The following is a 23,314-nucleotide window of genomic DNA, read 5'->3' on the forward strand; positions in this document are numbered from 1 at the left end:
CCACCATCCCCCGTGAGCCGTCCGACCCCACCACCCCCGCCGCCCCCGAACTCCACCCCCACGGCCGCAGCGCCCAGCCCATCCCAGCAGCCCCCAAGCGCAGCACCACCCCGGCGCCCTCGGCCCACACCCCGACAGAAGCGCCGTCATCCCGCCGCGCAGTCCGCGAGGGCCCCTCGAACCGAGGGACCCAGCAGGTATCCGCTGGTCGCGGCACCGACACATCGCCTGCCGGCCGGAATGCCCAGCAGAGTTCCCCGAACCCTCAGGTCATCCCCACCTCGGAGACCGCCCCTCCCGCCGGGCCTGCCGGCGTTGCCGATCCCCAAACTGCCTCTGACCCCGTGTCAGCAGGCGTCTCGGATCCCCAGGTCGCCTTCAACCCCGTACCTGCGGGCGTCCCCGGCTCGCCAACTGCGCTGAGGCCGGTCCCCGTCGAGGCAAACCTTTCACCATCCCGACGCAGCTCACGCCGAGGCTCCCCGGCCCGCGCAGCCCAGGCGCCAGCACCCGTGAACGTCGCTGACTCCCAGGCACCGAGTGGCACCAAGCCGGACTCGCACGCCTCCCGGGCTCGGCCCGATACCCAGGCCTCCCGCACCCGGCCGGACTCCCAGCGCCCCCAGACCCGGCCGAGTGCCCCGATTGCTGAAGCCCCCGTCGGCTTCGCGGTTGGTGAGGCTCCGAGCCTGACCCTGGTTGGCGCGCAGGCGTCGAGTGGGTCGCGAGGAGGCCCAGTGCGAGTCCGCAACGAGACCCCTGTCGAGGCCCGAGAGGCAGCGCCGGTGCACGACGAGCAGTTGGAAGCCCCGGGCGACGTCCCGGCGTACGAGGGTGAGGCATCGGTGCACGACACGCAGTTCGAGGTCGAGGAGTTCGACGTCGAACCCGAGGAACTGCTGCAGGAGTTCACCGTCCGCTCCTCGCAGAAAGTCCACGGCGGTATCGCGATTGGCGCCGCCCTGGTGGCGATCGGCTTCGCGACCTCCGCGTCGACCTCGCCGACCGGCGTCCTGCGCTGGTTCGCCGCGGCTGCGTTCGCCGCGCTCGCCGTGGTCTGTGCCCGCGCTCTGACCGTCGGGGACATGCTCGTCGCCGACCGCGTCGGGATCCGCCTGCGGATCGGCGACGAGTGGATCGGCACCCGCTGGGAAGAGATCGAAGAGGTGACCGTCCTGCGTCGCAGGCACCCCCTCGACGACGGCCGGATCGCCGTCCACCTGCTCGACCCCGGACCGATGCTCGCGGCGATGCCGGCCGCGACGCGCAGGACCACCGATGCCAACCGTCGCCTCACCGGGACCTCTCTCGCGGTACCGTTCGGGTTGACGGCACGGCCGTCGAACGGGGAAGTGGTACAGGCTCTGCACATGCTGGCGGACGCGAGATGTCCGGTCAGGGAACAAATCTGACTCTGCCGTGACCCCGTCGGGCCAAGGCCGTTGACTTGATGTCGGCGGATCGGTAAGCACACGGGCGGTGGAGAGGCGGTGGGAACGTGACCATCGGCAGTGAACTCACGGCGGCCCGCGAACGGGCGGACCTGACCATCGAGCAGCTGAGTGCTGCCACCCGGATCAGAACAGGTCTGCTGGTCGCGATGGAGGCCGACGACTTCGCCCGCTGCGGTGGAAACTTCTACGCCCGCGGCCACATCCGCTCGATCGCCCGCGTGGTCAAGGCCGACCCGGCGCCGCTGCTGGCGGCGTTCGACGAGGCCTACCCACCCAAGGAGCCCGACCGCGCCCGCCGCGACGAACGCATCGAGCCCCGCAAACCCCGCCTGCACCCGGTCCGCCCCCGCTGGGCGGTCGTCGTCGGCGCGATCCTGGTCGGCCTGATGGGTTGGGGAATGGTCCGCCTGTTCACCCTGCCCAGCGACGTCGAGGCCAACGCCTCCCGCAGCGCGAGCCCGACGCCGGCAGTCACCACCCCCGCCCCCAAACCCACCGCGACGAAGCCGCCGCCCGCGAAGCCCACGACCCCGGCGAAGCCCAAGCCCGCCACGAAGGTCGTAGTAGTCCTCAAGTCCACCGGCGAAGGAACCTACGTAACCCTCCGCAACTACTACGGCGAAGTCCTCTTCCAGGGCCTCCTCGGCACCGGCTCGACACAAACCGTCACCTACCCCGGCTCCATCCGAGTCTCGGCAGGCGCTCTCAAGAACCTCACGATCACCATCAACGGCAAAAAAGCCGTCCCCACCACCAAACGCTTCACCATCACCCCCACCGGCACCATCCAAAAACCCGCCTGACCTCCACCCGCAGCGCGAGAACCAGCGGCCGACCGGACCGACAAGCGGCGTCCAGGATCGGGGCCATCCCCGCCCCGCCGCCCGAGGAACACCAGCCGGGCGCCGGGGTTGTCGCGCACCTCCGCGATCACGCGGATCCCGCAGCCGGCGATCGTGCTGCTACCCGCCCGCCGAGTAGCCGCCCCGTGCCACGCCTAAGCCGAACGCTCACCGGCCCGCACGGGCACCACGGTCTCCGTCGGCGTCGCGAACACCGCGTCTGGCCATGCAGGGTCAGTTCCGCCGCGATGGTCGCGCGGCCGCCGGCCGCCGGTCGCGGTCAGCGGGTACTTGCCCTCCGGCTTCCAGCACTGCGCTCCCCGGACCCGCGCGTGCCCTGAGCAGGTTGGCAATATTGCGCAGCTGGTCCAACGCAACAGACTCGACGCCCGTTCCTCCAGCGGCCCGCACCCATGCCAACGCGTGGGAACCCGAGCCCCCGGCGGCGCGCATGACCCGAGCCCACGTCAACGCGAGCGAGAGGGCTCACGTCAACGCGTGCGACCCGGACCCAACGCCAACGCGTGGGAACCCGAGCCCCCGGCGGCGCGCATGACCCGAGCCCACGTCAACGCGAGCGAGAAGGCTCACGTCAACGCATGCGACCCGGACCCAACGCCAACGCATGCAAGCCGAGCACCTCAGCGCGTAGCCCGGCACCACGGCAACGCTGACTGATGTGGCTGTGTTCGCTCCGCGGGAGCACGACCTCTGGATCGCGGCGGAAACTCGACAGCTGGATGACTACCTCGCCGAGTACCGCGCCGAGGACCTGAGCCTCGTCCATCTCGACTATGCGCTCCTCTCGCGTGCTCTCTGGGACCTGGCTGCTCGCGTGCTGGGCGTGGTCGACCGCCCAGGCGTGCAGACCTGGGGCTTCGACCGCCTGGCCCGGCTCGACGATGACCCAGCCCGGTTTCGCGCGTCTGCATCGACGCCTGAACGGCTGACTACCACCTGGTTCGGGTGGTGGGTGAGGTGGTTGGTTATGGGCGTTGGGGTGGCAGCAGTCATACTCGGGGTGATGACTACGAACCCCACGACTGTCGCCCTGGTCACGCTGGGCTGTGCTCGTAATGATGTGGACTCCGAAGAACTGGCCGGACGGTTGGAAGCCGGCGGGTTCCGGCTGGTGGAGGACGCGTCCGAGGCGGACACCGTGGTGGTGAACACCTGCGGATTCGTCGAGGCCGCCAAGAAGGACTCGGTCGACACGTTGCTGGCCGCCTCCGACTACAAGGACTCGGGCCGGACGCAGGCTGTCGTCGCGGTCGGGTGCCTGGCTGAGCGGTACGGCGAGCAGTTGGCCGAGGCGCTGCCGGAGACGGACGCGGTGCTCGGCTTCGACGACTACGCGGACATCTCCGACAAGCTGCGCTCGATCCTGTCCGGGACCAAGCACCAGTCCCACGTCCCGCGGGACCGTCGCAAGCTGCTTCCGCTTGCTCCGGCCGACCGCGCCGGCGCCCACGGTGTCGCAGTCCCTGGCCACGGCGACTCGGCGTCTGACAATGGTGGCGCGGTCTCCGCGCACGTTGCGGCAGGTGCACACGGCTCTCACATCCCTGCCGCGTTGAAGCCCGCGAACGGCGATGTCGACGCGTTGGCGGCCGGCGCGACGGCCGAGCTGAAGGGACGTGCGGTCAAGCCGTCCGAGCCCTCTGAGCTAACCATCGACGCGCCAGACCTCATGAGCGCGCCGGCCAGCGGCCCGCGTGTAATGCGACGGCGGCTGGACGGCGGTCCGATGGCGCCGCTGAAGCTGGCGTCGGGTTGCGACCGGCGTTGTGCCTTCTGTGCGATCCCGGCGTTCCGTGGAGCGTTCGTGTCACGCCGGCCGACCGAGGTCCTCGGCGAAGCCCACTGGCTCGCCGAGAACGGCGTGCGTGAGGTCTTCCTCGTCTCCGAGAACTCGACCTCGTACGGCAAGGACCTGGGCGATCTGCGCCTGCTCGAGACGCTCGTCGGCGAGATCGCAGCTGTGCCGGGGCTGACGCGAGTCCGCGTTTCGTACCTGCAGCCGGCCGAGATGCGCCCGACGCTGATCAGCGCGATGACCTCGACCCCTGGTGTCGTGCCGTACTTCGACCTGTCGTTCCAGCACGCGTCCGGCCCGTTGCTGCGCCGGATGCGCCGGTTCGGTGACTCGGAGCGCTTCCTCGAGCTGATCGAGCAGGTCCGCGCGCAGGCGCCCACTGCGGGCATCCGGAGCAACGTGATTGTCGGGTTCCCGGGGGAGACCGAGGAGGACGTGGACATTCTCTGCGACTTCCTTTCCCGCGCCGGGCTCGACGCGATCGGGGTGTTCGGGTACTCCGACGAGGACGGCACCGAGGCCGAGACCTACGACGGCAAGCTGGACGAGGACACGATCGCGGCCCGCCTCGACCGCGTCACCCGGCTGGCCGAGGACCTGACCTCGGCCCGCGCCGAGGCGCGGGTCGGAGAGACGCTCGAGGTCCTGGTCGAGTCCCTGGACGGCGACACCGCTGAAGGCCGCGCCGCCCACCAGGGCCCCGAGGTCGATGGCTCCACCACGCTGACTGGTCTGCCCGACGGTCTCGCCCTCGGAGATCTCGTCGTCGCCACCGTGGTGGCGAGCGAAGGAGTCGACCTCGTCGCGGAGTACGCCGCGCACGTGCAGCCCCAGGAAGTCGTCCAGGCAGCTAACCTGACCGCGTGACGAACCCGCCGACGAATCCGGTGCCGCACGCGGCCACCGGTCCGATCAGCGCGCCGAGCGCCTGGAACGTGGCGAACGGGCTGACCGTGCTGCGGCTCGTCCTGGTGCCGTTGTTCGTCTGGTTGCTGCTGCGTGACAGTGGGGTCGACGACGGGAACCGGTTGCTGGCGACAGCCGCCTTCGTGGTCGCGATCGTCACCGACCGGTTCGACGGTGACATCGCGCGCCGCTGGAACATGGTCACGAACTTCGGCAAGATCGCCGACCCGATCGCGGACAAGGCGCTCACCGGTGCCGCGTTCATTGGCTTGTCCCTGCTCGGTGATCTGCCGTGGTGGGTCACCATCGTGGTGATGGTCCGCGAGTGGGGGGTGACCGCGCTCCGGTTCTGGGTGATTCGGCACGGCGTGATGCCGGCCAGCCGTGGCGGCAAGCTGAAAACGGTCCTGCAGGCGATCGCACTCGGTCTCTACCTCCTTCCCTGGCACTCGGTGGCGGTCCTGCACTGGACCGCCGTGGCGTTCATGGCCGCGGCCGTGATCGTCACGATCGCGACCGGCCTCGATTACGTGGGTCGCGCGGTCCGCCTCCGCGCCGCCGCCAAACGTCCGCTGCCATGACGGCCGACACGCCCGGCGCAGAAGGTGGCACAAACCCGCCGCCGTCCAGCGCGAGCGACAGCGCGACGTCTCTTGGCAGGCACACCGCTGCCAGTGAGCCCAGCAGTCTGGACACGGCACTCGCCCAGTTCGTGGAGCTCCTCAAGGAGCGCGAAGCCACCGTCGCTACCGCGGAGTCCCTCACCGGCGGGCTGGTCGGCGCCACGCTGACCGACGTACCGGGAATCTCTGCCGTCTACCGCGGCGGCGTGATCGTCTACGCCACCGACCTGAAGGCGACGCTCGCGGGCGTTCCCGAGGACCTGCTGGCCGCTGTCGGGCCCGTGCACGCCGATACGGCCCACGCGCTGGCGGCGGGCGTCCGGGAGCGGCTGGGGGCCACCTACGGCCTCGCCACGACGGGTGTGGCCGGACCGGATCCGCAGGCCGGGATCGAAGCCGGCACGGTGTACGTCGCGGCGGCCGGGCCGCGCAAGGTCGAGGTCCGGAAGCTGTCACTGAGCGGAGATCGGGCCGCTGTTCGCTGGGGGAGTGTCGAGGCGGTCCTGAAGCTCGGCGCCGAGTTGATGACGGAAGATCCTGGCTGATCGGGGTGTTGAGACCAGCATGGGCAGAGGTAGGGCAGACTGGAGCGGCGCACCGAAGCTGGACGTTGCGAACAGTAGTGACCCGGCAACGGGTACCGTTGGTTCCCACGGTCGAGCTACGGTGCGAGTAGATTCGGTCCGACAGGCGGAAGGGAGAAACCTCATGGTGCTGGTTCGTGGCCTGCTGGGCGACGTACTGCGGCGTAAGCGGCTGCGCCAGGGGCGCACTCTGCGCGAGGTGTCCGCCGAGGCCCGGGTGAGCCTGGGCTACCTCTCCGAGGTGGAGCGCGGTCAGAAGGAAGCCTCGAGCGAGTTGCTGGCAGCAATCTGCACGGCCCTCGACGTACCGCTCTCGATGATCTTCGCCGAGGTGAGCGAGGACCTGGCCCGCGAAGAGGCTCTGGTGCTGGCGCACACGACGATCGAGCCCGAGGTCGTCGCGGCCTGATCCGGTCGTCATGACTCGCCACCCGCCTTGGCGGCGTGGCGAGTGTTGTAGTGGCTGTAGCAGATCTCCGTCATCATCTTCTCCTCTCCGAATCGAACACATGTTCGATTGCGTCTCGTCAGAGAAGGTATCCGGTTCCGGTTCGGTCGGCGGGGTTGTCCACAGGTCAGTTCTCCGGCTGGCAGCGCGGGCACCAGTAGCTGACCCGCGCCCGCGGCGGTTCGCCGATCGGAGCCGTCTGAATGAGCGTGCGACATCGTCGGCACGGCTTCCCCGGTCGCTCGAAGACCCAGCTGCGTTGTCCCGGCCGGTCCACGCCGGTGGTGACCTGCGCCGCGTGAACGAGGTTCGCCTTCATCAGCCGCCGGCTCAGGTCAACCGCGGCCCCGAGATCGACCGTCGACACCGGGCGCCAAGGATGCAGCCCGAGGAGGAAGCAGACCTCGGTCCGGTAGAAGTTCCCGATGCCGGCCAGGTTCCGCTGGTCGAGCAACGCCTCACTGATCGTCCGCTCGGGATCGGTCGACAAGTTGGCCAGGGCAACTGCCCGGTCGAAGGACGGCGACAACAGGTCAGGCCCGAGATGCCCGACCACAGTGTCCTCGGCGGAGGTTGCCACCAACTCCAGGACCGGCAGCCGATAGCCCACCGCAGTCCATGACTCGGTCTCCAGCACTGCCCGAACCTGATAGTCGGGCCCGCCCTTCCACCGCTCGCCAGGCCGGTAAAGATGCCAGCTCCCGTCCATCCGGAAATGGCTGTGGATCGTCGTCTCGCCGGAAAGACGCATCAGCAGATGCTTGCCCCGAGGCACAACCTCAACGACGGTCCGGCCGCTCAGGTCGGTCGTCGCCAACGTCGGCACGCGGAAGTCGGTCTTGATCAGCACCTTCCCGGCCAGTGCTTGGTCGAGCCGCTTGGTCGCGCGCCAGACGGTGTCTCCTTCGGGCATGCCAGCAGCCTCAGACGCGCAGCCGCAGCCCGCGCGGCGTCGCGTGGAAGCCTGCCTTCGCCAAGGCGTCTCCGAAGGCCGTGTGCCGCACCTGTTCGCCGTCCGCGGTCTCGACGCTCAGCTTGCCCAGATGCCCGTCCCTGATCGCCAGGGCCAGCGCATCGACAGCCGGCTGCAGCAGCTCCGGATCCTCGGTGAAGCTCAGCACCGTCCGCCCGCCGCGCTCGACGTACACGATCAGCTTCCCGTCGACGAGCATGACCAGCGCACCGGCCTTTCGGCCCGGCCGATGTCCGCCGGCGTTCTCTCGCTCCGGCCACGGCAGCGCAGCGCCGTACGGGTTCGCAGGATCCGAAGCAGCCAGTACGACGGCACGCGCCGCAGAATCCTCCCGCCCGCCACCAGGCGCGCCGTCCGCCAAAGCCCGCAGTCGATCGACCGCGCCAGGAAGCGCGAACTGCGCCGCCCCCAGCCCCGCCACGAAGTACCCGCGCCGGCAACGCCCTGACTCCTCGAAGGCGCTCAGAACCTTGTACACGGCCGCGAATCCACCAGGCGTCCGCTCGGTGATCACCGAGCCGCGCGTGACGATCCCGTAGCGATCGAGGAGCGTCTCCGCCGCAGCATGCGCCCGACGTGTCGGGTCCTCATTCCGCTCCGGCAGCAACGACCACCGCCCGCCGGCCGTCGGCGGACCACTACGGGCAGGCATCGTCGGCCGCCCAGGTCGTGGCGCCCGGCCGGGCCGCGCACGCGGCGTCGCCCGTCGAGTCCGATGACTTCCGCGACCACCGCTCACCAACGACCGCACCGGAGCCAAGGTGTCATTGGTCAGATACCCAGCCCAGACGAGATCCCAAAGGACCCCGACCATCGTCTCGTCGTCGACCACACCGCTGGCTGCGCCGACCGCATCGCTGAGCTGGCGGAAGAAGAACGCACCGCCGCCAGCCAGCGCATCCAGCACCGCCTGATGCGTCTCGCCGACCTCGAGCGTGGCGTCCGGATCCGGCAAGGTCAGATCGCAGTTGTCCGCCAGATGCAGCGAAACCCAGCCATCCGTCCCCGGCAACGAACCGGACCCCGCCCAGATCACCTCACCGGTCGCGGTCAACTCATCCAGCATCGACGGCTGGTACCCAGGCACTCGCGCTGGCAACACGATCGACTCCAGCGCCGACCCAGGCACGGCACATCCCGCCAGCTGCTCGATCGCACCCAGTAGTACGTCGTACCCGCGCCCGCGGCTGCTCGTGATTCCCTGCCAGGCAGGCAGGAACCGCGCCAACGCAGCGGGCTCGACCGGCTCGACCTCTTTACGCAGCGCGGCCAAAGATCGACGCCGCAGCAGCCGGAGGATCTCGCTGTCGCACCACTCCATCGCGATGCCGCCAGGCAGGAACTCGCCCTCGACCACCCGCCCCGCGGCACCGAGCCGCCGCAGCGTATCCGTCACGACCGCGACGCCGGTCCCAAGATGCGTCGCCAGATCCACGGCCCGGAACGGCCCGTGCGTCCGGGCGTACCGCGAGACGAGATCGCCCAGCGGATCCGCGACCGATTCGGCATGCGCCTCGGCCACCCCAGGCGGCACCGGCACGCCGAGCGCATCCCGCAGCCGAGCAACGTCCTCGACCACAGCCCAGCGATGTTCGCCCGCGATCCGAACCCGAACCACTCGCCGAGCCGCCGCCAGATCCGTCAGCCACGCCTCGGCATCAGCGCCGTCGACACAACGCTGCCCAGCCTCGTGAACCGACAGCGGCCCAACCAACCGCAGTACGTCGAACAGCCCCTCCGCATCACGCGCTCGGCGATCCTCCGCCAGCCGCTGCAGCTCGGCCTCGGTCCGCAGCACGACCTCGGCATCGAGCAGCTCGCGCAGCTCGGTCCGGCCGAGCAACTCGGACAGCAGACTCTGATCGAGCGCGAGTGCCGCCGCGCGCTTCTCCGCCAGCGGCGCGTCGCCCTCGTACATGAAGGCGCCTACGTACCCGAACAGCAGCGACTTCGCGAACGGCGACGCCTCCTGGGTCTCCACCTCGACCACGGAGATCCGCCGCTCACCGATCCCGGTCAGCAGATCCTTCAACGCGTCCAGGTCGTAGACGTCCTGCAGCACCTCGCGCAGCGTCTCCAGCACGATCGGGAACGACCCGTACTTGCTGGCCACGCTGAGCAGCTGAGCCGACTTCTGCCTTTGCTGCCACAAGGGCGATCGCTTCCCCGGATTACGCCGCGGCAGCAGAAGAGCCCGCGCAGCGCACTCGCGGAAGCGGGCCGCGAACAGCGCAGACCCACCGACCTCCGCGGTCACCAAGTCCTCGATCTCGGCCGGGTCGAACAGCACCAGCTCCGCACCCGGCGGCGGCTCGTCGGTCTCTGGAAGCCGCAGCACGATCCCGTCGTCACCCGAGACCGACTGGGCGTCCATCCCGTACCGCTCGCGCAGCCGCGCGGCGATCGCCAACGCCCACGGCCCATGCACCTGCCCGCCGTACGGCGAATGAATGCAGACCCGCCAGTCGCCCAGCTCGTCGCGGAACCGCTCGACCAGGATCGTCACGTCGTCCGGCACCCGGCTGGTCGCTTCGCGTTGCTCGCCGAGATACGCGACCAGGTTGTTCGCCGCGTACTCGTCCAGGCCCGCGTCGCGGGCTCGTTTGATCGCCTTGGCCGGCGACAGCGCCGCCATCGTCCGCACGAACGCGCCGGTGGCCGCTCCGAGCTCGGCCGGTCGCCCGACCGCGTCGCCCTTCCAGAAGGGCAGCCGCCCGGGCTGACCCGGCGCCGGCGAGACCAACACCCGGTCGTGCGTGATGTCCTCGATCCGCCAGCTGGACGCGCCGAGCGTGAACACGTCACCCACGCGTGACTCGTAGACCATTTCCTCGTCCAGCTCACCGACCCGGTGGTTGGTCGACTCACCGACCAGGAAGACGCCGAACAGCCCGCGGTCCGGGATCGTGCCGCCGCTGGTCACCGCGAGCCGTTGCGCACCCGGCCGGCCGGAGATCTCCCCGCTGACCCGGTCGAACACAATCCGCGGCCGAAGCTCGGCGAACTCGTCCGACGGGTACCGCCCGGACAGCATGTCCAGCACCCCGTCGTACGCCGAGCGCGGCAAGGTCGCGAACGGCGCGCACCGCCGTACCAGCGTGAAGAGCTCGTCGACGTCGATGGTGTCGAGCGCGACGATGGAGACGATCTGCTGGGCCAGCACGTCGAGCGGGTTCGCAGGGATGTGCAGGCTCTCGATCAGCCCGTCGCGCATCCGCTGCACCACAACGGCCGTGTCGACCAGGTCGCCGCGGAACTTCGGGAACAGCACGCCACGCGACGTCGCGCCGACCTGGTGACCGGCCCGCCCGACCCGCTGCAGGCCACTCGCGACCGACGGCGGCGCCTCGACCTGGATCACCAGATCGACCGCGCCCATGTCGATACCCAGCTCCAGACTGCTCGTCGCGACCACGCAGGGCAGCCGCCCGGACTTGAGATCCTCCTCGATCAGCCCGCGTTGCTCCTTGCTCACCGAGCCGTGGTGCGCCCGCGCGATCAACGGCGGCGCGGCCAGGGACGCCCCGGACTGAGCCATCACCTGCGCGGGCGAACCGGCGTCTGCCAGCTCCAGCTCGGCCCGCTCGGCGGCGATCTCGTTGAGCCGGGCAGTGAGGCGCTCGGCCAGGCGGCGCGAGTTCGAGAAGACGATCGTGGAGCGGTGTGAGGAGATCAGGTCGAAGACGTGCTCCTCGACGTGCGGCCAGATCGACGCGTGCTGGGGCGGACCGGCGGCCGACCCCGACGTCTCGATCTCGGTGCTCGCCAGCTCGGCCATGTCCTCGACCGGTACGACGACGCTCAGGTCCCACTGCTTGGTGAACTTGGGCTGGACCACGGTCACCGGCCGCTCGCCGCCGAGGAACCGGGCGACCTCCTCGACCGGCCGGACCGTCGCCGACAGCCCGATCCGCTGAGCCGGCTTGGGCAGCAGCGCGTCCAGCCGCTCGAGCGTGAGCGCCAGGTGCGCGCCGCGTTTCGTCCCCGCGACCGCGTGCACCTCGTCGACGATCACGGTCTCGATGCCGCGCAACGATTCGCGCGCCTGCGACGTGAGCAGCAGGAACAACGACTCCGGAGTGGTGATCAGGACGTCGGCAGGCTTGGTCGCGAACTTGCGTCGCTCGCTCGCCGGGGTGTCGCCGGAGCGGACCGCGACGTCGACCTCGATCGGCGCCTCACCGAGCCGGCGAGCGGTCTCCCGGATGCCGATCAGCGGTGCGCGCAGATTGCGCTCGACGTCGACGGCGAGCGCCTTCATCGGCGAGACGTAGAGCACTCGGCAGCGCAACTTGGGGTCGTCCGGCGGGGGAGTGGTGGCCAACCGATCCAGGGCCCAGAGGAAGGCGGCCAGCGTCTTGCCCGAACCGGTGGGCGCGACGACCAGCGCGTCCCGGCCCGCGGTGATCGCGTCCCACGCCTCGAGCTGGGCCGGGGTGGCCGCTTCGAAGACGTCGCCGAACCACGCCCGGGTCGCGGGCGAGAATCGGCTCAACGCGGTGGACTTCTGCACGTTCCCCATCTTGCCGGGTCCCTCCGACAGTTTCCGGTCCGGCGCCTCAAGTACCCGCCCGGACACGTTCTGTCCCCCTGGTCTGGAATGATCTGCGTCATGAAGAACCGCTTGCGCATGGCGCTCGTTGCCGGGGCGTGCCTGATCGGCCTGACCGGGTGCGTGAACCTCGATGCCGACCTGAAGGTGAACTCCGACGAGACGGTCTCGGGGACCATGAAGATCGGCGTCGACAAGCAGCTGGTCGAGTCCAGCGGCCAGTCGCTCGACGCGATCCGCAAGCAGGTCGAGGGCGAGATCAAGAAGAGCGAGACCGCGGGCGTCAGCTGCAAGCCGTACGAGGACGACAAGTACGTCGGCTCGGACTGCAGCTTCGACAACGTCCCGTTCAGCGACATGGGCACGTCGACCGCCGGCGGGGTCGGCTTCCGCAAGGACGGCGACAAGTTCGTCGTCAGCGTGAAGGACACCAACCTGGGCAACCAGATCCCGGACAGCGTTCAGCCGGTGATCAAGTTCAAGATCACCATGCCGGGCAAGATCCTCGAGCACGACGACGGCGCGCAGATCAGCGGCCGGACGGCGACGTACGACAGCCTGGACAAGCTCGGCAAGGTCTCGCTGACCTCCGAGGCCGGCAGCTCGTTCCCGGTCTGGGCGATCATCCTGATCGTCGTGCTGGTGCTCCTGGCCGCGGCCGCGGTGGTGTTCTTCATCCTGCGCGGACGCAAGAAGCAGCAGCAGTTCCCAGGCGGCGGCCAGTACGGGCAGTATCCGGGCCAGCCGCAGCAGTGGGGCCCGCAGGGGCAGCAGTACGGCGGTCAGCAGGGTCCTGGTGGTCAGTACGGTCAGCCCGGCCTGCAGTACGGGCCTCCCGGTCAGCAGTACCCGGGCCAGCCGCAGTACCCAGGTCAGCCGCAGCAGGGCCAGCCTGGCCAGTGGGGTGGCGGCCAGCAGCCTCCGCCGCAGCAGGGTGGGCAGGGCTGGGGTCAGCCGCCGAACCAGCAGCAGCCTCCGCAGCAGGGCGGCTGGAACCAGCCCCCGCAGCAGGGCCAGCAGCCGCCCCAACAGGGCCAGCAGCCGCCTCAGCAGGGCGAGCCGCCCCAGCAAGGGCAGCCGCCTCAGCAGGGCCAGCAGCCGCCGCAGCAGGGTGGTTGGGGTCGGCCGCCGCAGGACGACGGGCGGGCATGAGGCTCACAGAGTTCTGGGATCGGATGGACCACGCGCTCGGCGCGTCGTACTCGAGGACCTGGGCCGAGACGCAGGTGATCAGCGGCCTCAACGGGCGCACGGTCGCCGAGGCACTCGCCCAGGGTGAGCACGCCAAGACCGTCTGGCGGGCCGTCTGGGCGCACCTCCAGCTACCACCCAGCGAACGCTGACACCTCTGGCGAGCAGCAGACCTAGCTGCTCGCCAGAGTCGTTTCCGGCTCGGGCACCGACGTCTCCGGCTCGGGATCACGCCGCTGGGCGAGCTTGCTCGGCCACCACAGGTGCCGGCCGATGTCGAGGTTGAGCGCGGTCACCAGCACCGACCGGACCACGATCGTGTCCAGCAGAACGCCGAGCGCCACCGCGATACCGATCTCTGCGAAAGCGACCAGCGGCAGCGTCGCCAGTACGGCGAACGTCCCCGCCAGCACCAGCCCGGCCGACGTGATCACCCCACCGGTCGCGGCAACGCCGATCAGCGCGCCGCGCCGGGTCCCGTGCTGCTTGGCCTCCTCGTGCACCCGGGTCATCAGGAAGATGTTGTAGTCGATGCCCAGCGCCACCAGGAAGACGAACACGAACAGCGGCAGCGACGTGTCCGCCCCCTGGAACCCGAGCACGTTGTGGAAGACCAGCGAGCTGATCCCGAGTGCGGCCCCGAACGACAGCACCACGGTCGCCACGAGCAGTACGGGGGCCAGCAGCGACCGCAGGAGCAGCGCCAGGATCAGCAGCACCACAGCCAGTACGACGGGGATGATCACCTTGTTGTCATGGGCAGCAGCGCGCTGGGTGTCCAGCAGGATCGCCGTACCGCCACCTACGAGCGCATCCGCGTCCGGCACCGCGTGTACGGCGGCTCGCGCGCGGTCGACGGCGTCCTTCGCGGCCTGGCTGTCTGCTGGGTCCTGCAGAGTCCCCTCGATGTAGGCCAGCCCGCCCGCCGACTGCGGCTCGGCCACGGCCGCGACACCAGGCGTCGACTCCAGGGCAGCACTGACCGCAGCAGCCTGATCGGCGTTGCTGACAACGACGAGCGGGTTGCCGGCGCCAGCAGGGAAGTGCGCTGCGACGATGCGCTCGCCGATCACCGAGTCCGGCGTACCGGTGAACGACTCCTCGTTCGAGAGCCCGTCCGGGTTCAGCGACAGGATGCCGAGCGCTGCGGCGGCCAGAAGGACGGTGGTGGTCACCCACGTCAGCCGAGGCCTCACGGCGATCCGGCGACCGATCCGGCCCCAGACGCTGTTCTCGGTGTGGTCGTCGGAGCCGTACGTCGGCCGCAGCGGCCAGAAGACCCAGCGACCGCAGATGACGAGCAGAGCGGGCAGCAGGGTCAGCATGGCGAGCAGTGCGACGACGATGCCGACTGCGGCGACCGGACCGAGTCCGCTGGTCGAGTTCATCGATGCCAGCAGCAAGCAGAGCATGCCGGCGACCACAGTGGAGCCGGAGGCAACGATCGCCGGGCCGGAGCGGTGCAGGGCGTACGCCATCGCCTCGTGACGGTCTTGATGGCGGCGGAGCTCTTCCCTGTATCGCGCCACCAGCAGCAGGGCGTAGTCCGTACCGGCGCCGAACACCAGCACAGTAAGGATTCCTGCGCTCTGTGCGTTCACCGTCAGGTCGGCTCTGGTCGCCAGGAGGTAGACCACGGCCTGTGCGGCGAACAGAGCGGTCCCTGCCGAGAGCACTGGAAGCAGCCAGAGCACCGGGCTGCGGTAGGTCAGCAGGAGGATCACGATGACCACTGCGCCCGCCGAGTAGAGCAGCTTGCCGTCAATCCCCTCGAACGCCTCCTGCGAGTCGGCAGCAGTCCCACCTGGCCCGGTGATGTGGAAGCTCAGCCCATCAGGCCGGTCGGCTGCGATCTGGCGGAGGTCAGCTGCGCGCGCACCGATGACCTCCCAGCCGCCGGAGCCCGCGTTGATCGGCACAATCACCTGCAGCGCTTGGCCGTCCTCGGACGGGATCGGACCGACCACCTCCCGGTCGACGCCCTCAAGTTCGCCGTACGCCGTGACGTCGGCCGCGACGGCCTGCTGATCAGCAGGGGTCAGCCCGGACGAGCGCTCGTAGACCAGCACGGCCGGGATCTCGTCCGGCGAGGAGAACCGGGCAGTTGCCTGCAGCACCTCGGTGGACTCAGCGTTGCCCGGCAGCCAGGAGACGGCGTCGTTGTCCTGAGCGCCCGTCAGCTTGCCGGCCGGGCCGAACGACACCGCGATCGCGGCGATCCACAGCACCAGCACGACCCACTTGGACACCTTGCCGCACGGCAACGCCGCGAGCCGGCCGATTCCGCTCATCCGCGATCACGCCCCCAGGGGGAACCGTCCGCCCGCCGTACGCCGGGTCAACGACGACAGCACCCCCGGAATCAGCGTCCTCGCTGCCGCAGAGGGCGTCAACGAGCCCGGAGTAGTACTGCGATCACGCTACGGCTTCCAGCCGGTCCGGGCCGCCCACTCCTCGGCCGGGAGGTAGATCAGGTCGCAGACGGGATCCTTGAGGTCCGCGTAGTCGCCCACGTTGTCGAACGGGAGCGCCGCGGCTCGCCGCTTGAAGTCGCCGTACGCCGCGGCTGTGTCCGGGTGAGCCCGCAGATAGTCGCGGAAGAGCAGCGCGTACCGCTGGTTGGCGTGGCCCTCGACACGGATGTGCAGGTTGACCCGGCGCCGGTACATCGGCTCGACGACCAGCCGCTTGACCCACTGCAGCTCCTCGGGCGGCAGGCCCGGTACCGGGTGGTCGCGGCGCGGCGGCCTCAGCTCCCAGTCGGCGCCGACCAGGAGCTGGGCGGCGTCGTCCAGGTGCGGCTCACCCGCGACCGTCGCCTGGATGTCGAGCACGTCCTTGGAGGCCAGACCGGGCACAGCCGTCGAGCCGATGTGATCGATGCGGACCACGGTGTCGCCGACGATCCGGCGTACGGCCTCGGCCGTCTTCTCGAACTGCGCGGCCCAGGTGGGATCCGGGCGGACGATGCTGATCGACGAGCTCATGTCCCGATCATTCCAGTGCGGGCGCTGCTCGCACAGGTCAGACCGGCTTGACCCGGAACGAGCTGTCGGTGAGCAGCTCCGCGGCGGCGTACGCGGCTTTCTTGATGCCCTTGCGCTCGTCGAAGAAGCCGCCCACCACACCGACCGCAGGGAGTTTGCCGATCGCCCGTGCCCCGAGGCTGCCGCGCGGACGGTCCTCGAAGACCTCGCCGAGTCCACCGAACAGCTTGGAGATCCGCCACACGAGCCGGACTCCCTGGCGAAGGCCGCCCTCCTCCGACTCGTCGCCGAGACCCAGCTGCTTGGCCACGTCCTGGCCGGCCTCGGTGGGGTCGTCGTACCGGAGTACGTCGTCCGGCGTGATCGGCCGCTTGGTCAGGACGCGGGCGATCACTGCCGTGCGATCCGCGTGTGCCTCCACGCCGTACTCGCGACAGACTGCACCGATCACCATGGCCTGTACGGCGGCGCCGAGGGTGTCCTTGATCGGGAGGGCGTCGGCGGCCGCACCGCTGAGCCGGGGGAGTCCCGCGACGACGGCGGCGAACCCGCCGAGCCGGTCGACCCACCAGTCGCAGCGCGTGGCCAGCGGGAGCGTCGGCCACTCGGCGTGGCCGGGGACCTTCATCTTGAGCAGCCGGTCGACGGCCAGGATGAGCGCCTTCTCGGCCAGGTTGGGTTGCTCCTGGGACGAGTAGTCGGTCAGGATGCTGCGGATGCCGAAGGGGTCCTGGGTGCGCAGCGCGTCGAGCACCGAGTCGATGCCGAACTCGACCCGGCTGAGCGCGAGGACGACGGCGGAGTCGGGGATGTCGGGACGGTCGTTCACGCTCGCCAGGGTAGGCGCCGGCGGGTTCTCGGGAGTTGTCGGCGTGTCAGTTGTGGTTCGAACACCTGTTCGGGTTATTTTGTGCCGTACGGGATTCGCCGGACGAGGCCCGGGTTGTCCACAGATCCAGGACTGCTCCGGAAATTGTCGGTGCGAACCCATACCTTCTCTGACGACAACGAAATTCCTCCGGGCGGCTGCGACAGCGGCCCGAAACGACTAGATGGGTCAGGTGGCAGTCAGATGGCTGGTGCAGCAGCGAGTGCGGAGCGGGCCGCGGCGGATCGCGAGAAGGCGCTGGCGACCGCGCTGACGCAGATCGAGCGGCAGTGCGGCAAGGGTTCCGTGATGCGGCTGGGTGAGCAGGGCAAGGCGCCGATCGAGGTCATCCCGACCGGGTCGATCGCGCTCGACGTAGCGCTCGGGATCGGTGGTCTGCCGCGCGGTCGCGTGGTGGAGATCTACGGTCCGGAGTCGTCGGGTAAGACGACCGTCGCGCTGCACGCCGTCGCCAACGCCCAGAAGGCCGGCGGGATCGCCGCCTTCATCGACGCGGAGCACGCGCTCGACCCCGACTACGCGGCCAAGCTCGGCGTGGACACCGACGCCCTGCTGGTCTCGCAGCCGGACTCCGGTGAGCAGGCCCTGGAGATCGCCGACATGCTGATCCGCTCCGGCGCGATCGACATCGTCGTGATCGACTCGGTGGCCGCGCTGGTGCCGCGGGCCGAGATCGAGGGCGAGATGGGTGACAGCCACGTCGGTCTGCAGGCCCGGCTGATGAGCCAGGCGCTGCGGAAGATGACCGGTGCGGTCAGCGGGACCAACACCACCGCGATCTTCATCAACCAGCTGCGCGAGAAGATCGGCGTGATGTTCGGCTCCCCGGAGACCACGACCGGTGGTAAGGCGCTGAAGTTCTACGCTTCGGTCCGGCTGGACGTCCGGCGGATCGAGTCGCTGAAGGACGGTACCGACTTCGTCGGCAACCGGACCCGGGTCAAGGTCGTGAAGAACAAGGTGGCCCCGCCGTTCAAGCAGGCCGAGTTCGACATCATCTACGGCCAGGGCATCAGCCGCGAGGGCAGCCTGCTGGACCTCGGTGTCGAGCAGGGCTTCGTCCGCAAGGCCGGCGCCTGGTTCACCTACGAGAGCGACCAGCTCGGTCAGGGCCGGGAGAACGCGCGCAACTTCCTGCGCGACAACCCCGATCTGGCGAACGAGCTGGAGAAGAAGATCAAGGAGAAGATGGGCATCGGCCAGGACAAGGTCGCGGCCGACGCGACTCCGCCGGTCGAGGTCGATGTCGACTTCTGATCCCCAGCCCGCCACCGGCCTGACTCAGGCCGAGCGACTGGCGTTGGCCCGCCGGCTCCTCGCCGACGGGCCAACCGGTTCCACCCTCTGGACCCCCGACGGTGCCGACAGCACCGCGGGGGAGTCCAGCTCTCCTGCGCCGGCGTCGACTGATGCCTCTGGGGCAGGGATCTCCGCTCCGGCCGCTGGCGGTGCAGGAGCTGCGGCGCCCGCAGCAACCACGGCGTCGGAACATCCGGCGGTGTCGTCGGAGTCGTCGGACAACCCGGTGGAGTCGTCGAGCGGGGGCAGGGGACGTTCGTCCTCGCGCTCTGCCGCAGGGGCGAACCATCGCTCGTCCGGCAGGTCGGCTGCCGTACGGCGAACGACCGACGAAGACGACCACTCGTGGGCGTCGGACGAGGGCCGCTCCGGCGCCGTGTCCGGTATCCGCGCGAGTGCGCCTGAGCTCCCTGATCCGTGGGACACCCTCGAGGACGAAGCCCGCCGCAAGAAGTCACGCCGCGACGCCGCGCCCGAAGAGGCGGACCCGTGGGACTCACTGAACACCGGTACGACGTCCGGCCGTGAGGCGACGTCCGACGAGCCGGATCCGTGGGATGCGCTGGACACTAGTTCCAGCAAGCCCTCGAAGATCGCCGACGAGGCCGACCCTTGGGACAAGCTCGAAGCCAAGAGCCCTGCCAAGCCCAGCAGCCGCCGACGTACGCCCGCGCGGGACGACGCCGCGGCCGACACGGCTCGCGACGGAAGTCCCGCCGCTGCGGGTGACCACGGGCGATCGAAAGCCGGCCCGCGCAAGAAGCGGCCGGCAGCCGACTCAGGCTCGAGCGTTTCCTCGGACGCGCCGAGGACGCGTGGTTCTGCTGGCGACCCCGGCGTCGATGGTTCCGCCGCAGTATCGACGACGCGGAGTTCCGCGGCCGGGTCGAGGTCGCGTGGTTCTGTTGACGATTCCAGCGCGGATGGTTCCGCGGCCGCGCCGAGCACACGTGGCTACGCTGACGATTCCGGTGCGGATGGTTCCGCCGTCGTATCGAGCACGGGGAGTTCCGCGGCCGGGTCGAGGTCGCGTGGTTCTGCTGGCGATCCCGGTGCGGATGGTTCCGCCGTTGTGTCGAGCGCGCGGAGTTCTGCCGCTGCGCCGAGCACGCGTGGCTCCGCTGACGACCCCGGCGTGGGAGAGCCTGCGGCCAACCCGAGTGCGAGTGCTTGGGCCGCCCGACGTGAGCGGGCTGCTGGCGGACGGTCGGGCGTCGACGCCGGGGGTGACGAAGACAAGGGCCAGTCTGCGGACGAACTGTCGACGGGACGTGGGGCCAGTTCGTCGCGCTCGAGGTCGAACTCGGCGACGACGGCCGCCGGTCGCGATTCCGGCGAGCGTTCGGGCGGGCGTTCGACAGGCGGTGGACGTACTGGGCGGAGGCCGACTCGGGGGTTCGGGGGACGGCCGCGACGTGGTGGGCGTGATGGTGAAGAGCAAGGGGCGCCGGCCGACCCTGCGATGGATCGCAATGCCGATCCGCATCAGGTGGCCCGGACGATCCTGCTCGACAAGCTCTCGGGACAGCCGCGGACGCGGGCCGAGCTGGCCGACGTACTGGCTGATCGGGAGATCGCGGACGAGGTGGCCGATGAGGTGCTCGATCGATTCACCGAGGTCGGGCTGATCAACGATGCTGCGTTCGCCACTGCCTGGGTTGAGTCCAGGCATCGAGGGCGCGGACTCGGCAAGCGAGCGTTGGCTCAGGAGCTCCGTCGTCGAGGTGTTGATGACGAGTTGGCTCGCGACGCCTTGGAAGAGCTCGACTCAACGCAGGAAGAAGAAACCGCGCGAGAGTTGGTGCGCAAGAAGCTCCGCTCGATGCGTTCCCTCGACCGGCAGGTCGCCATGCGCCGCCTCGTCGGCATGCTCGCCCGCAAGGGGTACCCCGGCGGCCTGGCGATGACCGTGGTCAAACAAGAGCTTGCTGCGTCCGACGAAGAACTCCCTCTCCTCAACGACTCAGGCCTCGAAGCCGAGTAGTGCAAGAACCGAGGACGGCCTCATCGGCCGCGCCAATATCCAGCCCAGCAAGCGATCGAGCTGCGCGACCTTGCTCGCGGCCCCCGATTGCCACGCGCAGATCGGCACAGCTGACCTCGTTAGCCAGGTCCGCGTCGTCTGTGCTGGAGTCGGCCGCGCCCGTGTCAGGCCTCGAAGCCGAGTAGTCCAACCAGCCCGGTAGGCGATCGCAGTGCGCTTGCCCTGCTCGCGTACCCCGGTCGCCGGGCGCCGAATGTGGTCGCTGAGTCAGCCGGGTTGGCATCGTGCTGGTGGTGGTGCTCGGTTCGACTTCGTTCGCACGTCGGCGTTGGTTGCTGGTGCCGCCTGTGCTTTCGGCGGCGGACCTATCGACGTCACGTCCCCCGGCGGCCACTGCTCACGGCACAGTCGTGACCAGAGGGCCAGCTGAGTTGCCATGCCAGGCCGTGCGAGGACACCTTCAGTTGTCTGCGGCACGGCCGGCGCCGAGTTTGGATGCGGACTTTCCGGATGTGTGATCTCGGTTGTTCGGCGGTGGCCGGATCGAGGTGGCGGTTGTAGGTAGCGGTCGCCTTGCGCGGGGCAGTGGGGGAGAGCGACCGCAGCGCACTGGCGGAGGTCGTCGCGCGGCTCGGCGTATGTGTAGGTGCGTTTGGTGTCGGCGATCGGGGGCCGGTCTGCTGGTCAGTGACGGCGGTTGATGGTCTGTCGGTCCGTTGGCCAGGTGGTCGGGCGGTCGGTGGTGGGGCGCGTTGCGTGTTGGTGCGGTCGCCTGCGGCAACAGTTGGACGCCGGGAATCGCCGAGGGCCGAGGGGACGCCGAGGCCGACGAGGGAGGCCGGTTGGGTTGGTGGCTTGTGGCAAGGGGTGGGTGTTGTGGGGAGCGCGTTGGTGGGGCCTTTGGCAACGGGGTGAGCGTTCGCGCTGGGTGATGGGGCTGGTGCGCGTCCGATGGCTTGCCCCGGTGTGACTTGGCTGGCGGGAGCTGTGGGACGGCTGGGACGTGTTGGTGGGGTCTGTGGGATGGGACAGCTGAGGCGGGGCCGGGGGTGTGGAGTCAGGTGGAGTGGCTGCGCCGGGGTTCGGTGAGTGAGGCCCTGCAGACTGGGGGGATGGGATATGTGGGGTCTTATACGTGGCGGTTGCGGGAGCGGGTGGGGAGTGAGCTGCTGTTGATGCCGGGGGCTCAGGTGGTGGTGGTTGGGGAGGGGGAGCGGGTTCTGTTTCAGCGGCGGCGGGATTCGGGGTTGTGGGAGATTCCGGCGGGGGCGGCGGAGCCGGGGTCGAGTTTTCGGGGGACTGCGGCGCGGGAGTTGTTCGAGGAGGCGGGGTTGCGGGTGCGGGAGGAGGATTTGGTGCCGTTCGCATCGTTGTCCGAGCCGGAGGTGCATGAGATCACGTATCCGAACGGAGACCGGATGCACTGTTTTGCGTTGTGTTTCGAGGCTCGGGTGTGGGAGGGGGAGCTGCGGGTGGAGCCGGAGGAGGTGATTGAGGCTGGGTTCTGGGCGGTGGATGAGGCGCCGGGGGAGTTGCAGCCGCAGACCGAGGTGGTGCTCGGGCTCTATCGGGCTTATCTGGAGAGTGGGCAGTTTCAGGGGCGGTGAGTGAGCGGTTGCTGAGGTCAACGGTGGATGGGCCGACCATCGGGCTGTCGCCTGGTCTGGAGGGGGCAACTTCGGGTTGGGTGGGGCGGGTTTTTGGCGGATTCGTGCGGAAAATCGGGGGTTGAGGGGTGAGACGGGGGCGGGTTGCAATGCGGGGGGTGGACGGCGAGGGATGTTGACGGGTGTCGGCGACGGGTGTGTCATCCGAAGGAGAGACCGGCTTGGCGCCGGTCGTAGGCTGGGATTTTTCGTTGAGATCCGCCCCTGACACCTCTTTGGAGGGTGCAATGAACGATTTCCAGGAACAGGCGAAGAACTGGCTCCGGAACGTCGTCAAGCAGAACCCGGACAAGATCAAGGCAGGTGTGGAGAAGGCCGGCGACCTGATCGACAAGCAGACCGGCGGGAAGTACGCGGAGAAGGTCGACTCGGTGCAGCAGAAGGTCGGCGGCTACGTCGACTCGCAGGCGGGCGACCAGACAGCTGGTACGCCGCCGACCGGGCCGGACGACGGTGCGCCGGATGCGCCGACTCAGGCGCCGGACGCGCAGGTGCCTGATTCCAGCGCGGGTGGGACGGGCGCCGCGGACCCCAGCGCAGCCGACTCTGCTTCGGGTGATGCCGGTGCGGCTGACTCCAGCGCCGCTGACTCCGCTTCGGGCGACGCGGAGGCTGACTCCAGCGCGAGTGACGCCAACGGCGGAGTTGTCGGTGGGCAGACGCCTGATGTGAGTGAAAACGACGCCAGCTCGGCCGGTTCGCGGACCGAGGGTGCTGAGACCGGTGGGACAGCAACCGGTACGTCGGACGGCGGCCTGCCCGGGCCGAGATAGCCGACGGCCAGCACGCCCGCGGGTGCGTCGTACCCGGCGGGTCAGTGACTCCGCACCCCGGTCCACGGACGGCGTACGCGCCTCCGGGCCGGGGTGCCGGCGTTCGGGGCCCCAAGCCGGGACGGCGATCAGGTCGTGGTGGGAGTGTGTCCGTCTTGACCCTGTGGATAGGCGCGCTTAGCCTCGGAATCAGTAAGGGGACTGTCCACCCGGACGGTTGATGACATAGCAGAGGTCGGCCGGTTGGCCGAGGGCCGGGACGCGCGCAGGCGTGGCCCGGGGACACGAGACCAGAGCTCTGACGAGCTTGCCGGCGATGGGCGCAC

At 69.5% G+C, this 23,314-nt stretch carries 17 protein-coding genes; 12 read left to right on the top strand and 5 right to left on the bottom strand.

Features of this window, described 5'->3' with window-relative positions:
- Positions 1–737 precede the first annotated feature (737 nt).
- The 6 genes from ACYVIO_RS23190 to ACYVIO_RS23215 all read left to right on the top strand — a co-directional run bounded on the left by ACYVIO_RS23190 (position 738) and on the right by ACYVIO_RS23215 (position 6,634).
- The gene (locus ACYVIO_RS23190) at positions 738–1,412 is read left to right on the top strand and encodes a hypothetical protein (protein WP_460652958.1); all 675 of its coding nucleotides are present in this window, start codon (positions 738–740) and stop codon (positions 1,410–1,412) included.
- Positions 1,413–1,498: 86 nt separating this feature from the next.
- Positions 1,499–2,257, top strand: coding sequence for a RodZ domain-containing protein (locus tag ACYVIO_RS23195; RefSeq protein WP_460652959.1), 759 nt, complete (start codon positions 1,499–1,501; stop codon positions 2,255–2,257).
- A gap of 1,063 nt (positions 2,258–3,320) precedes the next feature.
- A complete protein-coding gene (gene rimO, locus ACYVIO_RS23200) occupies positions 3,321–4,979 on the top strand; it encodes a 30S ribosomal protein S12 methylthiotransferase RimO (RefSeq protein ID WP_460652960.1) in 1,659 nt (552 codons plus the stop codon).
- Complete coding sequence (gene pgsA / locus ACYVIO_RS23205; protein ID WP_460652961.1) at positions 4,976–5,599, top strand: CDP-diacylglycerol--glycerol-3-phosphate 3-phosphatidyltransferase; 624 nt, start codon at positions 4,976–4,978, stop codon at positions 5,597–5,599. The genes rimO and pgsA overlap by 4 nt, the downstream gene beginning before the upstream one ends.
- A complete protein-coding gene (locus tag ACYVIO_RS23210; protein WP_460652962.1) occupies positions 5,596–6,186 on the top strand; it encodes a CinA family protein in 591 nt (196 codons plus the stop codon). Before pgsA ends, ACYVIO_RS23210 begins: the two co-directional genes overlap by 4 nt.
- Positions 6,187–6,349: 163 nt before the next feature.
- Complete coding sequence (locus tag ACYVIO_RS23215; protein ID WP_184794210.1) at positions 6,350–6,634, top strand: helix-turn-helix domain-containing protein; 285 nt, start codon at positions 6,350–6,352, stop codon at positions 6,632–6,634.
- A 166-nt stretch (positions 6,635–6,800) separates the two neighbouring features.
- On the opposite strand, the gene ACYVIO_RS23220 is transcribed toward ACYVIO_RS23215, so the two are convergent.
- Complete coding sequence (locus ACYVIO_RS23220) at positions 6,801–7,586, bottom strand: DNA-formamidopyrimidine glycosylase family protein (RefSeq protein WP_460652963.1); 786 nt, start codon at positions 7,584–7,586, stop codon at positions 6,801–6,803.
- Between the two features lie 10 nt (positions 7,587–7,596).
- Positions 7,597–12,168 carry an ATP-dependent helicase gene (locus ACYVIO_RS23225; protein ID WP_460652964.1) on the bottom strand — a complete coding sequence of 1,524 codons (4,572 nt, stop codon included), beginning with the start codon at positions 12,166–12,168 and terminating at the stop codon, positions 7,597–7,599.
- A gap of 90 nt (positions 12,169–12,258) precedes the next feature.
- Between ACYVIO_RS23225 and ACYVIO_RS23230 the strand changes: the two genes are divergently transcribed.
- Both ACYVIO_RS23230 and ACYVIO_RS23235 read left to right on the top strand, forming a co-directional pair.
- Positions 12,259–13,350 (top strand): LppM family (lipo)protein, encoded by a 1,092-nt coding sequence (locus ACYVIO_RS23230; protein WP_460652965.1) that lies wholly within the window; start codon positions 12,259–12,261, stop codon positions 13,348–13,350.
- The gene (locus ACYVIO_RS23235; RefSeq protein WP_460652966.1) at positions 13,347–13,541 is read left to right on the top strand and encodes a DUF3046 domain-containing protein; all 195 of its coding nucleotides are present in this window, start codon (positions 13,347–13,349) and stop codon (positions 13,539–13,541) included. Before ACYVIO_RS23230 ends, ACYVIO_RS23235 begins: the two co-directional genes overlap by 4 nt.
- 21 nt (positions 13,542–13,562) lie before the next feature.
- Here ACYVIO_RS23235 and ACYVIO_RS23240 read toward each other — a convergent pair whose 3' ends face one another.
- The 3 genes from ACYVIO_RS23240 to ACYVIO_RS23250 all read right to left on the bottom strand — a co-directional run bounded on the left by ACYVIO_RS23240 (position 13,563) and on the right by ACYVIO_RS23250 (position 17,205).
- A complete protein-coding gene (locus ACYVIO_RS23240) occupies positions 13,563–15,680 on the bottom strand; it encodes an MMPL family transporter (RefSeq protein ID WP_460652967.1) in 2,118 nt (705 codons plus the stop codon).
- A 129-nt stretch (positions 15,681–15,809) separates the two neighbouring features.
- Positions 15,810–16,376, bottom strand: coding sequence for a GrpB family protein (locus ACYVIO_RS23245; RefSeq protein WP_460652968.1), 567 nt, complete (start codon positions 16,374–16,376; stop codon positions 15,810–15,812).
- Positions 16,377–16,413: 37 nt separating this feature from the next.
- A complete protein-coding gene (locus tag ACYVIO_RS23250; RefSeq protein ID WP_460652969.1) occupies positions 16,414–17,205 on the bottom strand; it encodes a hypothetical protein in 792 nt (263 codons plus the stop codon).
- Positions 17,206–17,448: 243 nt separating this feature from the next.
- Here ACYVIO_RS23250 and recA point away from each other — a divergent pair, with 243 nt between their 5' ends.
- The 4 genes from recA (at position 17,449) to ACYVIO_RS23270 (ending at position 22,988) form a co-directional block, all read left to right on the top strand.
- Positions 17,449–18,522: a recombinase RecA gene (gene recA / locus ACYVIO_RS23255; RefSeq protein WP_460652970.1), complete on the top strand. Its 1,074-nt coding sequence runs from the start codon at positions 17,449–17,451 to the stop codon at positions 18,520–18,522.
- Positions 18,523–20,026: 1,504 nt separating this feature from the next.
- Positions 20,027–20,548, top strand: coding sequence for a regulatory protein RecX (locus tag ACYVIO_RS23260; RefSeq protein WP_460652971.1), 522 nt, complete (start codon positions 20,027–20,029; stop codon positions 20,546–20,548).
- A gap of 1,112 nt (positions 20,549–21,660) precedes the next feature.
- The gene (locus ACYVIO_RS23265; RefSeq protein ID WP_460652972.1) at positions 21,661–22,155 is read left to right on the top strand and encodes an NUDIX domain-containing protein; all 495 of its coding nucleotides are present in this window, start codon (positions 21,661–21,663) and stop codon (positions 22,153–22,155) included.
- A 287-nt stretch (positions 22,156–22,442) separates the two neighbouring features.
- Entirely contained in the window at positions 22,443–22,988 is a 546-nt protein-coding gene (locus tag ACYVIO_RS23270) for an antitoxin (RefSeq protein WP_460652973.1), read from the top strand.
- Positions 22,989–23,314: the final 326 nt, after the last annotated feature.

Source organism: Kribbella endophytica (assembly GCF_054781295.1).

Coding starts and splice junctions, on each gene's coding strand:
- rimO (WP_460652960.1), top strand. CDS start 3,321: ATGACTACGAACCCCACGACTGTCGCCCTGGTCACGCTGGGCTGTGCT.
- ACYVIO_RS23210 (WP_460652962.1), top strand. CDS start 5,596: ATGACGGCCGACACGCCCGGCGCAGAAGGTGGCACAAACCCGCCGCCG.
- ACYVIO_RS23215 (WP_184794210.1), top strand. CDS start 6,350: ATGGTGCTGGTTCGTGGCCTGCTGGGCGACGTACTGCGGCGTAAGCGG.
- ACYVIO_RS23220 (WP_460652963.1), bottom strand. CDS start 7,586: ATGCCCGAAGGAGACACCGTCTGGCGCGCGACCAAGCGGCTCGACCAA.
- ACYVIO_RS23225 (WP_460652964.1), bottom strand. CDS start 12,168: ATGGGGAACGTGCAGAAGTCCACCGCGTTGAGCCGATTCTCGCCCGCG.
- ACYVIO_RS23230 (WP_460652965.1), top strand. CDS start 12,259: ATGAAGAACCGCTTGCGCATGGCGCTCGTTGCCGGGGCGTGCCTGATC.
- ACYVIO_RS23235 (WP_460652966.1), top strand. CDS start 13,347: ATGAGGCTCACAGAGTTCTGGGATCGGATGGACCACGCGCTCGGCGCG.
- ACYVIO_RS23240 (WP_460652967.1), bottom strand. CDS start 15,680: ATGAGCGGAATCGGCCGGCTCGCGGCGTTGCCGTGCGGCAAGGTGTCC.
- ACYVIO_RS23245 (WP_460652968.1), bottom strand. CDS start 16,376: ATGAGCTCGTCGATCAGCATCGTCCGCCCGGATCCCACCTGGGCCGCG.
- recA (WP_460652970.1), top strand. CDS start 17,449: ATGGCTGGTGCAGCAGCGAGTGCGGAGCGGGCCGCGGCGGATCGCGAG.
- ACYVIO_RS23260 (WP_460652971.1), top strand. CDS start 20,027: ATGGATCGCAATGCCGATCCGCATCAGGTGGCCCGGACGATCCTGCTC.
- ACYVIO_RS23265 (WP_460652972.1), top strand. CDS start 21,661: ATGGGATATGTGGGGTCTTATACGTGGCGGTTGCGGGAGCGGGTGGGG.
- ACYVIO_RS23270 (WP_460652973.1), top strand. CDS start 22,443: ATGAACGATTTCCAGGAACAGGCGAAGAACTGGCTCCGGAACGTCGTC.